This window comes from Arthrobacter sp. B1805, from assembly GCF_002929745.1.
In the GTDB taxonomy this organism is placed as follows: Bacteria; Actinomycetota; Actinomycetes; order Actinomycetales; family Micrococcaceae; genus Arthrobacter_D.
This window is the reverse complement of the sequence record NZ_PJIQ01000003.1, coordinates 1-10,140: the sequence shown is the minus strand read 5'-3', so window position 1 is coordinate 10,140 and position 10,140 is coordinate 1. Positions and strand designations below refer to the sequence as shown.

Genomic DNA, 10,140 nt, shown 5'->3' with positions numbered 1-10,140 from the left:
AAGGGCCACGAGGAGCAAGGGTAGCCTAACTTAAGCAGGGCCGAAGGGTGGATTCGACGTCGTCGCGCGTAGCATTCCGCACTCCTGTGCTAGCTCAGGATGTCCTTCGTGCTGAAGCGGCCGTAGGCCAGCGCCCCGAACACGGCGATGTACCCGAACTGCAGGAGCGCGTTGTCGGCGAACGAGGTCCAGACGATCGGCTCGCGCAGCAGGTCCGCGAAGCCCAGCCAGTGGTGCGTGAACAGCCACGGATGCAGCCACTCGAGCTGCGGCAGGGCGCCGAGGATCTGGGCGATGACGGCCAGCGCGGCCGTCGCCGCCATGGCGCCGACCGGAACACTCGTCAGCGTCGAGATGAAGAGACCGATGGCGCTGAGCCCCAGGAGCGACACCGTGACGTACAGCGCGAGCAGGAGCAGCCGCGCGAAGTATCCGGGTATCCCCACGGTGGCGCCGGACAGCAGCGTCACCGGCCCGACGGGAAACAGCAGCGCCCCGACGACGGCGCCCGTGACGACGACGGTCAGGGTCGCGACGAAGCAGAACAGTGCGGCCCCCGCGTACTTCACGAGCAGCAGGCGGATGCGCCCGGCGGGAGCGACGAGCAGGTAGCGGAGGGTGCCGAGGTTGGCCTCGCCGGCGATCGTGTCACCCGCCACGACGCCGATGGTCAGCGGCAGGAACAGCGGAATGGCGACGGTGAGTGCCGTCAGCGACACGAACAGGCCGTTCTGCGTGATGCTGTTCAGGAACGCCGGACCGCGACCGCTCGAGGACTCGTCCGACGAGACACGGACCACGACGGCGATGAGGATCGGGATCAGCGCCAGCGCGCCGATCATCGCCCAGGTGCGGAGCCGCCGGAACAGGACAGCGACCTCGGAGACCACCAGGGTGAGCCCGAGGGATCCTCCCGTGCGTGGCGCGTGGGTAGCTGCGGATTCAGCCGGCAACGTCGAACCCCTCTCCGGTGAGTGCGACGAAACGGTCCTCGAGCGAGGCCCCGCGGGCCTCGAAGCCGCGCACGCGCACCTCCGCGCGGACCAGTGCCGCGTTCACGGTCTCGGGCTGCAGACCGGCGACGGACAGTTCGGCCGTGACGACGTCGTCGTGCCCGTGCGGTTCAGGCGTGAGGCCGAGGCCGGTGAGCACGCGGCGGGCTTCGGCTGCATCGGGCGTCGTGACGCGGACGCGGGCTGTGCCGCCGGAGCGGAGTTCGTCGAGTGTGCCCTGCGCGACGAGTCGGCCCGCGCTCATGACGGCGATGCGCGTGCACATCTGCTCCACCTCGGCGAGGAGGTGGCTGGAGACGAAGACGGTGGTGCCGTCGTCCGACAGCGACCTGATGAGGCTCCTGACCTCGCGCGTGCCCTGCGGGTCGAGACCGTTGGTGGGCTCGTCGAGGATCAGCAGGTCCCGCGGAGCCAGCAGCGCGTTCGCGATCCCGAGGCGTTGCTTCATGCCGAGCGAGTAGGCGTGTGCCCGCTTCTTCGCCGCATGGCTGAGTCCGACGCGCTCAAGCGCTTCGTCCACCCGCCTGCTGCGGGTCGCAGGGTCGGTCCGGCGGTCGGCGGCGTCGAACCGCTGGAGGTTCGCGCGGCCCGAGAGGAAGGGATAGATGGCCGGTCCTTCGACGAGTGCGCCGACGCGTGGCAGGACGGCGCGCGCATCGTCGGGCATCTCGCCGTCGAGCAGGCGGACCTCGCCGCTGGTCGCCGAGGCCAGGCCGAGGAGCACGCGGATGGTCGTCGTCTTCCCCGACCCGTTGGGACCGAGGAAACCGAACACCGATCCACGCGGCACCGTGAGGTCGATGCTGTCGACCGCCCGCTGCCTGCCGAAGACCTTGGTCAGGCCGCGCGTCTCGATCGCGAGCTCGCCGGCGCTCACTCTCCGGCCCGTGCCGCGGATGCCGACCGCGCGGGTACTCCGTCGATCACTGCCGGTTCGACCACTGCCGGGACGCGGCGACGAGCTGGTCGACGCCGACGGCGCCTGCAAGCACCCGTCCGTCGTCGGTGATGAACACCGAGACGAGGGACGTCTGCAGGGCCCTGCCGCCATCGGTCTCGACGAGGGCCTGCTCCAGCAGCGCCTGGGCTCCGGCGACCTCCTCGGGATCCATTCCGGGCTCGATCTCCATGATGTCGCCCATCCCGGTCGATTCACCCGTGCCTGTGCTGAGGCCGAGCTTCGAGGCGCTGCCCGCCGGCAGTTCCACGATGGTGCTCCATCCCTGCCCGATGACGGTGGGTTGCCCGGACACCCGGACCTCGTCCGCCGCGTCGGCGTCGTGCTGTGCGCCGTCCTTCGGGGACGCCTCGGTGACGGTTGCGCCGGGCGGCGGGGTGAAGTCGAAGATGCCGGCGTCGGGGGTGCTGAAGTCGACGGAGCTGAAGCCTGCGGAGAACGCGGGTTCCTCCTGGCCCCTGGCCTGCACCCTGACGCCGAGGGGGACGCCGGTCTCGGAATCGACGGTCACGGCGACGGAACCGATGAGGGTGGCGGCGTCGTCGGGCGTCAGCAGGAGCTGGTAGGCGCTCCGGCCTGCGACGCGGCTGGTGTCGCCGACGGTTACCTCGGTGCTGGGATCGATGCGTGCGAGGAACACCTCGGCCAGTTCGGCAGGGGTCCTCGGGATGTTCTGCAGCTCGGGATGCTCGGCTGCCTTCTCCCGGAGCATCGCCTCGAGGTCGTCCTCCCCGGCGTCAGCGGGGCGGACGGCATGCACAGCCTCGTTCGCCTCCGAATCGTAGAACCAGACGTGGTCCCCGTTCACGACGACGTCCCGCTGGGCCAGCTGGTCGAGCAGCTGGACGCGGGCCTTGCCCGGCCCGTCGACGTAGACCTGCGCGGTGTGCTCGCCGGTGAGGAGCTCCAGGGCGGCGGAGGTGGGATCGGATCCTGACGAGCCGCCGGGAGGAGCTGCGAGGCTCAGGTCCGGGAGGCCGAGGTCTGAGGACTGTTCGACGGTCCCGGAATAGGCGTCGTCCGTGCTGGTGGCCACGAACTCGAGGAGTTCCTGCGCGGTCAGGGCGGGCAGCTGCGGCTGGGCTTCAGCGACGGTCGATGCGCTCACTGCCGCAGCGGCGATGACGACCGGGACGATACCGGCGGGAAGCCAGCGCCAGTTCTTGTTCATGATTGAGCCCTCCGACGAATCTGTGCCCCGTCTACTGTCAACGCTACACCTGGACACTGCACGCGGTGGGGGCGTGCATTGGGTGAACGAGCGGGGGGACGACGACGTGCCGCACCGGCCGCGCAGGTGGGTGCAGGGATCGGGCAGGGCCTCGGGCACACACGAAAGGGGCGGCTGGAGCCGCCCCTTCTGCGATGCTGCTGCCTAGCGGGTGACGCGGCGGCGGCCCATGACAGCTTCGGCGACGCCGATCAGCAGGACGGCGGCGATAACGGAGACGATGAAACCGAAAACGTTGAGCTCGAAGATATCGCCGGTGCCGATGAGGCTCGCGATCGAGCCGCCGATGATGGATCCCACGAGGCCGAGCAGCAGTGTCGCGAGAAGGCCGAGGTTCTGCTTGCCGGGCTTGATGAGCCGGGCGAGCGCGCCGATGATGAGGCCGGCGATGATGAATCCGATCATGGTGGTTCTCCTTCTGTAGCCCGCTCTTCCGCGGGAAGTCTCTGTGCTCGCTGCCTATAACGCGGCGGTACCCGTACTTATTGCCGGGCAGCAAGTCGACAGGGGGTCTCTGTCAGGCCTTGCCACGAGCGTTCTTCAGTCCAACGATAGAGGAATGCGAAGCCTACTGAGGAATCCGTGATGCCTCGGCATCCGCGGCAGCGCCGCGCCGCATCCCATGGGTCCGTCTTCGCCGGCCGGACGAGACCTCGCGGCGCGAGCCGTATCTTCGGGCTGGTGGTGGGCTGGCTGCTGGTGCTCGTCGGCCTCGCCGCCCTCGTACTGCCCGGTCCCGGTCTGCTGGCCCTGGTTGCAGGGCTGGCCGTTCTGTCGCAGCAGTACGAGTGGGCGCGGCGGTGGTTGCGGCCGGTGAAGCGAAGGGCCTTCGCGGCCGCAGCCCAGGGCGTGAGGAACACACGCAATATCGCGCTCAGCTTCCTCGGGGCTTTGGTCCTCCTGCTGATCGGCGTGCTGTGGGGCGTCCAGCCGGCAGTTCCTGCCTGGTGGCCCCTCGACGACCGCTGGTGGCTGCCGGGCGGCTGGAGTGTGGGCTCGGGTCTCATCCTCTCCGCCCTCCTGGCAGCGGCGTTCATCCTGTACAGCATCCGCCGATTCCGTCCTGTAGTCCTCGATCGGACCTGACTTGGAGATGCGATCGGCCCTGGCTACCGACACCTCATCCGGCCCCGACACCGCACGGCAGAACCACCTCGCTGCAGACGCAGCGAGCCCATCGAAGAAGGAGCACCTCATGTCCAAAGCCCGCGCCATGCTCGACACCTACCCGCAGGACCGCGACGGCTTCGACCCCGACCTGCTGGCCGAGTGCATCGAGGCGTGCTTCGACTGCGCACAGACCTGCACGGCCTGTGCCGACGCCTGCCTCGCCGAGGACATGGTGGCGGAGCTGCGGAAGTGTGTCCGCACCAACCTCGACTGCGCGGACATCTGTGCAGCCACCGGCCGCGTGGTGTCCCGCCATACCGGATACGACGCCAACCTGAGCCGGGCGATCCTCGAGGCCTGCCGTACTGCATGCAGGGCCTGCGGGGACGAGTGCTCCCGGCATGCGGAGATGCACGAGCACTGCCGTGTCTGCGCGGAGGCGTGCCGACGCTGTGAGCAGGCCTGCGACGCGCTGCTCGCCTCGATGTAGCCGGAGTGCATCAAGGGACTAGGCGCGCAGCAACTCCCGTACTTCTGCCGCCGACTCCATGGCTCCGGCCTCCTCCAGGAGGGTGATCGCACTCTGGAAGTACTTCCGGCTGCGGAGGGTGTCGCCCTGGCCGGCGTGGTACTCGCCCAGCAGGCGTTGAAGCAGCGAGACCGTCTCGAAGTCCTGGAGAGCGCCAGAACCCTCGACCTCCTTCAGGAGCGGGCCGGCCAGGCCGGGTCGCCCCGACCGCAGATGGAAGTGTGCTTCCTGCAGCTTCACCTCCTGGCGCTGCTCATCGGTGCCGGAGATCTGCAGACCCAGCTGCGCGTTCTGGATAGACTGCCACACCTCATCATCGGCAAGACCGGCAGACAGCCGCATCGCAGCGGACGCGCTGTGGAACGCGGCCCACGATTCGACGTCCGTCCTGGCCAGGAGAAGCTCGGCGGCCAGCCGGTGCTGCATGAGCCCTATCTCGACATCGCCGCGCCGGAACGCGACATTGCCGACAGCCCAGGCTCCTCGACCGATCAGCCGGGACGGCAGAATCGGGTCCGCCGCATCGAGGTGCATCTCCGTGACGAGCCCCCAGGCCTCATCGAGGCGTCCCTGGACCGACAGGGCGGCGAGAAGCACGAACGCGGCTTCCAGACGTACCACGCTGGGCGAGGGCAGACCCGAAGCCACCTCCACGGCGGCCTGCGCGGCCTCGATGGCTTCGGTCAACCTGCCGCGCGACCGCAGGATCACGGACTGGCGGGCAAGCACCACGACCCTGAGTTCGGGCTTCTTCTCGGCGAGAGGGCTGGCCCCGAGCGCCCGGAGGACGATGCCGGCGTCGTCGTACCTGCGCAGGGACACCAGGGCCTGCGCCTGCAGATTCGCCATCGACCACCAGGCAGCAGAATTCCCCTGCTTCTGTGCGATGGAAGCGGCATATCCGGCTTCGGAGGCCGTCAGCGAATCATCCTGTAGATCGCGCGCGTTGCTGGCGTTGTGCATCGCCACCGCGAGGGCGGATTCATCCGTACCGGACGGCGGCTCCACCCACCAGTTGAGGATCTGTGCGTCCATGCCCAGGACGCCGGCCAGGTGATGCACCATGTCGGGAGTCGGCTGGCGCTGGCCGCGCTCGAGGAGCGAGATGTAGTGGGTGGAATAGACGCCTGCGCCCAGCTCGGCGCGGGACAGTCCCTTCGCGCTGCGCGCTTCACGCAGCATCTCTCCGAATCGCATGTGCAGTTCTCGTCCCCATGTGAGTGGTCACGGATACCGCCCGGTATCGAGGCTTGTCCGTGACCTTCCTTGTGTAGCAGATTCTTCGACGCATCAGAGAAGCGCGGAGATCACGGTGAGGCGCAGCGGCACGCTCGATGGCGGTGGCCGTGCCCCTGTCAGCGCTCAGGAGGGCAGTCCGCGAACGCGCTTCGGTAGCACGGGTGATGCTAGCAGGGCCAGGATGCCTGCCAGTGGAACGACGATCAGCCCCACCCGCAACGACGAAGCGTCGGCAATGGCTCCTACGATCGGCGGGGACAGCAGGAACCCGAGGCGCAACAGCCAACTGATCACGGTGAGTCCCGTTCCGCTGCGGAGCCCGGGGAGCTCGTCGGCGCTGTGCATCGCCGCCGGCACCAGCGTTGCGACGCCGAGCCCTGCCAGTCCGAACCCGAGGATGGTCAGCGGGATCGACGGGAAGAGCAGAGCGGTGCCCATGCCCACGGCGGCCAGTGCGCCGCCGGTCTGTGCCACGGCCCGTTGCCCGAACCGGTCCACGAGGCGGTCCCCGAACAGGCGCCCGACGAACTGCAGGCCGACCAGGGCGACGAAACCGAGGCCGGCCACCGTTGGCGTCGCATCGAGGGCGTCGGTCAGGTACACAGCGGCCCAGGTGCTTCCGGCGTCCTCCACGAGCGCTCCGGCGATGCCGATCACGACGAGGGCCGCCAGGATGCCGGCCGTGACGAGCGAAGCGCGCCGCACGACGGCGGGCGCTGCCGCGTCCGGCGCTTCGTCGTCGGGCTCCGCCGGTTCGGCACCCGGCAGGAGGAAGCGGTAGCACGTCAGGGTGAGGGCGCTGAAGAGCACGAAGGACACCGCGAGGTGCAGGCCGCGCGGAATCTCGAGGCCCGCCGCCGTCGCCCCCATCAGCCCGCCGAGCACCGCGCCGATGCTCCACACGGCGTGGAACGAGTTGAGGATGGAGCGCTTGTAGAGACGCTGGACCCGGAGCCCGTGCGAGTTCTGCGCGACGTCGGTGATGGCGTCCATGGCGCCCGCGAGGAACAGGGTGACGGTCAGGACGGCCCACGACGGCGCGATGCCCGCAAGCAGGATCGACAGTCCGATGAACCACGTGCCGACGGTCGCGACCCGCGAGGACCGGAAGCGTCGGACGAGGGCGCCGGACGCGAGCCCGGCCGTGATCGCGCCGAGTGGAAAGGCCGCCACCGAGACGCCGAAGGCCGCGTTGCTGAGGTCCAGCCCGTCCTTGATGGCCGGGTAGTGCGGCAGGATGTTCGCGAACATCGCGCCATTGGTCAGGAACAGGACGCTGACGGCGAGGCGTGCCTGCCCGAGACGGCGCGCGCTGTGCTCGGTCGGCTCGACGGATACGGAACTGGTCATGGTCCGACCATCCTCTCAGAGCCCGCGCGGCGAACAGAACAGAACAAGCAGGGTTCCGGTGGGCAGGGGGTGCGCGGCTGGGCGCTCAGGCCTCCGGCGGCAGCGCCTCGTGGTGCTTCTTGCCCTTGGTGCGGCGGTCCTCTTTCATCTCCGCTTCGAAGAGGTGGCGCTTGCCCTGCACGAGGGCGTCCCGCGCCTCCTTCTCGAATGCCTTGAATTCGGAGTAGTAGTGGTCGTCGTAGTCCTCGACGATCTGGAACGTCCAGCGCCCCTCGATCACGTTGCGTCCGATGATCTCGCTGGCGAGCCTGTCGGCGATCTCCGTGTGGCCGGCCTCGCGGAACAGTTCCTCGGCCTCGGAGAGGTTGAGGTCCGCGGTACCGGTGAGGCGGTGGAACCCGTACAGGTAGCCACGCGCGTGTTCCAGCACCTCGAGTGCTTCGGAGAGCTTGCCGAGGGCTTCGACCGTGATGTCGGAGACGCCCTCAGGGCGCTGGTGGGTTTCGTCGGGACCGGGAGTGTCGAGGGTAGCCATACTTCGTACCGTACCCAGATGCGCGGAGACTTGGACAGCCTTTCCTGATCACCCGAACGCTGACGCTCCTGTGCGAAGGCTGATAAGCCCGACGCCGAGTACGGTGCACACACGAACCCCTGCGCTTCCTGACCTGCAGCAGGTGGCCGAGGAGCTGGATACCGGGAACAGCACCGACCGGGCGCTCATCCAGTCAGGGGACTCGCCGGCCAGGGCTAGGGGTACCAGCTGCGTCCCTCATCGCTGGGACGTAAGGGGCTGGAAGGTCGCTCCGTTGTCGTTGGAGACGTGGATGCCCTTGTCTGTGGCGACCCAGACGCGGTGCGTGTCGTCGTTGGTGTGTGCTGCGGCGATGGCCGCCGGTTCTCCTTCGATGGTTCCTCGCTCTGCCCAGGTGGGGCCGGCATCAGCGCTGCTGTGAACGGTCCCGTCGGGGGTGACACCGATGGCGGTGTCGCCGGCGAAGGTCGTGAGCATCAGGAGGGGAGCGTCCGGCACGGGTCCCCAGGTCGCTCCGCTGTCCTCGGACCGGAACAGGCCTTCCTCGGTGGTGGCGAGCACGGTTCCGCTGCTGGCTGCGGCCAGGTTGTAGGCGGGAACATCGTCTGCTGCGACAGTCCAGTGGTGTCCGTCCGGGCTTGTGATGATCTGCCCTTCGTAGCCGATGAGACCGTCGCTGGTCGCGGCGAGGGCGTGGAAGTCCGTCTCGCCCTGGCGGGAAACAGGTGTCCAGGTGCGGCCGTCGTCAGCGCTCGTGATCAGGCCGACAGGGTCGGGTAGATCGGTGCCCGGACCGGGATGCCCAGAGGCGTAGAGGGTTCCGTCGCTGGTGGTGGTGAAACCCATGAGGTCGATCGTCGGGCCGATCTGCTGGGCGGGAGATCGGGTCACGTCGAAGAGGCCGTCGTGGGTGGCGAGCAGGATGCGGTTGGTACCGGGATCGACGCTCATGCCGTGAATGTGCCCGGACGGGTAGTGCGCCGCTGACGCGGCCGGTGTGTCCGGGGAGGTTGAGGCCGGGGTGGCACAGGCGCTGAGCAGCACGGCCAGGGCGGCGATAGGGCCGAAGTGTGCGATGCGGTACAGGGACGAGAACAAGAAGCAGTCCTAACACGGGCGTTGGAAAAGCAGCCGATACAGCGTCAGGTCCCTGGGAGACCAGATCAGTGCTTGGGCTGCGTGGTGGAGCTGGTGTGGTCAGAGGCCCGCGAGCAGCTCCTTCATCTCGTCGATCTCGATCTGCTGGGTGTCGACGATAATTCCGGCCAGCTCGACCGCTTCGGGGTTCTCGCCGTCGGTGATCTCGATCTGGGCCATCTCAATTGCTCCCTCGTGGTGGGCGGTCATGGACTCGAGGAACATGCGGGCCGCCTCGGTACCCTCGGTGGATCCGAGGGCGGACATCTGGTCCCGGCTCATCATTCCCGGCATGCTGGCCATGGAACCTGCGCCTGATTCGGAGTGGGATTCCATGTCGCCCATGTCGTGGCCTCCTGAACCATCGTCGGCGCCATCTTCGGGCTCCCTGGGCTCGCCCCAGGCTTCCAGCCAGCCGCTCATCATCTCGATCTCAGGGCCCTGGGCGTGCTTGATCTTCGTCGCGAGGTCCTTGATCTCGGGGCTGATGCCATTCTTGGCGAGCATCATCTCGCTCATCTCCACGGCTTGCTCGTGGTGGGGAATCATCATCTGCGCGAACATGACATCCGCATCGTTGTGTTCCTCCGACACAGCGTCCGAACTGGTGGTTGCTGACGCGTCAGCGGACGGGGACGTATCAGCAGCTGCGCTCGAGGCAGGAGCTGCAGCTTCGGCGCTGGTCGGGTCTGTGCTGGTGGTGCTGCCGGAGTCGGTGCCGCAGGCGGAGAGGGTGAGGGCCGTCGCGAGACTCAGAGCGGCGAGGGACGAATAACACTTCATGGTGGTCAGATCCTTCAAAACTCAGGTGGGTGTGCTGTCAGTACCTTCCGCCCGGACAAAGTGTGAGGCGGGTACCGAACCTGATCAACGAACACGCCGTCGAACAGGTTCGGTACTTGTCCTCGTAGGACCGGCGCAGATGCTGGCAGTTCTAGTCGATCCTGATCCGCTCCGGGCTGAGGTCGATCCGACGCAGCAGCTGCGCGTTCAGGGCCACCACGATCGTGGAGACACTCATGAGGACCGCGCCGGCGG

At 68.0% G+C, this 10,140-nt stretch carries 11 protein-coding genes; 2 read left to right on the top strand and 9 right to left on the bottom strand.

The features are described from left to right. Positions 1-89 precede the first annotated feature (89 nt). The 4 genes from CXQ96_RS04240 to CXQ96_RS04225 form a co-directional block, all read right to left on the bottom strand. Positions 90-953, bottom strand: coding sequence for an ABC transporter permease (locus CXQ96_RS04240; RefSeq protein WP_258058845.1), 864 nt, complete (start codon positions 951-953; stop codon positions 90-92). After that, complete coding sequence (locus CXQ96_RS04235; protein WP_219816098.1) at positions 943-1,890, bottom strand: ABC transporter ATP-binding protein; 948 nt, start codon at positions 1,888-1,890, stop codon at positions 943-945. Before CXQ96_RS04235 ends, CXQ96_RS04240 begins: the two co-directional genes overlap by 11 nt. Positions 1,891-1,936: 46 nt before the next feature. Further along, positions 1,937-3,142, bottom strand: a complete 1,206-nt coding sequence (locus CXQ96_RS18580; RefSeq protein WP_219816083.1) for a hypothetical protein — start codon at positions 3,140-3,142, stop codon at positions 1,937-1,939. A gap of 204 nt (positions 3,143-3,346) precedes the next feature. Then, positions 3,347-3,607 (bottom strand): GlsB/YeaQ/YmgE family stress response membrane protein, encoded by a 261-nt coding sequence (locus tag CXQ96_RS04225; RefSeq protein ID WP_104116805.1) that lies wholly within the window; start codon positions 3,605-3,607, stop codon positions 3,347-3,349. 180 nt (positions 3,608-3,787) lie between these two features. On the opposite strand from CXQ96_RS04225, the gene CXQ96_RS04220 reads away from it, so the two are divergent. Together CXQ96_RS04220 and CXQ96_RS04215 are read left to right on the top strand one after the other, a co-directional pair. Beyond that, positions 3,788-4,288, top strand: a complete 501-nt coding sequence (locus CXQ96_RS04220; RefSeq protein ID WP_104116804.1) for a PGPGW domain-containing protein — start codon at positions 3,788-3,790, stop codon at positions 4,286-4,288. A gap of 109 nt (positions 4,289-4,397) precedes the next feature. Further along, on the top strand, positions 4,398-4,802 hold the full coding sequence (locus CXQ96_RS04215; RefSeq protein ID WP_104117027.1) for a four-helix bundle copper-binding protein: 405 nt from the start codon (positions 4,398-4,400) through the stop codon (positions 4,800-4,802). 18 nt (positions 4,803-4,820) lie between these two features. Here the strand turns inward: CXQ96_RS04215 and CXQ96_RS04210 are convergent, their stop codons facing one another. From CXQ96_RS04210 to CXQ96_RS04190, 5 genes are all read right to left on the bottom strand, one after another. Then, positions 4,821-6,038, bottom strand: a complete 1,218-nt coding sequence (locus tag CXQ96_RS04210) for a helix-turn-helix domain-containing protein (RefSeq protein ID WP_104116803.1) — start codon at positions 6,036-6,038, stop codon at positions 4,821-4,823. Positions 6,039-6,203: 165 nt separating this feature from the next. Then, positions 6,204-7,430 carry an MFS transporter gene (locus CXQ96_RS04205; protein ID WP_104116802.1) on the bottom strand — a complete coding sequence of 409 codons (1,227 nt, stop codon included), beginning with the start codon at positions 7,428-7,430 and terminating at the stop codon, positions 6,204-6,206. Positions 7,431-7,515: 85 nt separating this feature from the next. Then, complete coding sequence (locus CXQ96_RS04200) at positions 7,516-7,965, bottom strand: hypothetical protein (protein ID WP_104116801.1); 450 nt, start codon at positions 7,963-7,965, stop codon at positions 7,516-7,518. Positions 7,966-8,202: 237 nt separating this feature from the next. Further along, the gene (locus tag CXQ96_RS04195) at positions 8,203-9,063 is read right to left on the bottom strand and encodes a F510_1955 family glycosylhydrolase (RefSeq protein ID WP_104116800.1); all 861 of its coding nucleotides are present in this window, start codon (positions 9,061-9,063) and stop codon (positions 8,203-8,205) included. A 99-nt stretch (positions 9,064-9,162) separates the two neighbouring features. Then, entirely contained in the window at positions 9,163-9,885 is a 723-nt protein-coding gene (locus CXQ96_RS04190; RefSeq protein ID WP_104116799.1) for a DUF305 domain-containing protein, read from the bottom strand. Between the last annotated feature and the right edge of the window lie 255 nt (positions 9,886-10,140).

What these genes read in the sequence shown, in the direction of transcription:
- CXQ96_RS04190 (WP_104116799.1), bottom strand. Translation starts at nt 9,885, where the DNA reads ATGAAGTGTTATTCGTCCCTCGCCGCTCTGAGTCTCGCGACGGCCCTC.
- CXQ96_RS04205 (WP_104116802.1), bottom strand. Translation starts at nt 7,430, where the DNA reads ATGACCAGTTCCGTATCCGTCGAGCCGACCGAGCACAGCGCGCGCCGT.
- CXQ96_RS04200 (WP_104116801.1), bottom strand. Translation starts at nt 7,965, where the DNA reads ATGGCTACCCTCGACACTCCCGGTCCCGACGAAACCCACCAGCGCCCT.
- CXQ96_RS04215 (WP_104117027.1), top strand. Translation starts at nt 4,398, where the DNA reads ATGTCCAAAGCCCGCGCCATGCTCGACACCTACCCGCAGGACCGCGAC.
- CXQ96_RS04225 (WP_104116805.1), bottom strand. Translation starts at nt 3,607, where the DNA reads ATGATCGGATTCATCATCGCCGGCCTCATCATCGGCGCGCTCGCCCGG.
- CXQ96_RS04220 (WP_104116804.1), top strand. Translation starts at nt 3,788, where the DNA reads ATGCCTCGGCATCCGCGGCAGCGCCGCGCCGCATCCCATGGGTCCGTC.
- CXQ96_RS04210 (WP_104116803.1), bottom strand. Translation starts at nt 6,038, where the DNA reads ATGCGATTCGGAGAGATGCTGCGTGAAGCGCGCAGCGCGAAGGGACTG.
- CXQ96_RS18580 (WP_219816083.1), bottom strand. Translation starts at nt 3,142, where the DNA reads ATGAACAAGAACTGGCGCTGGCTTCCCGCCGGTATCGTCCCGGTCGTC.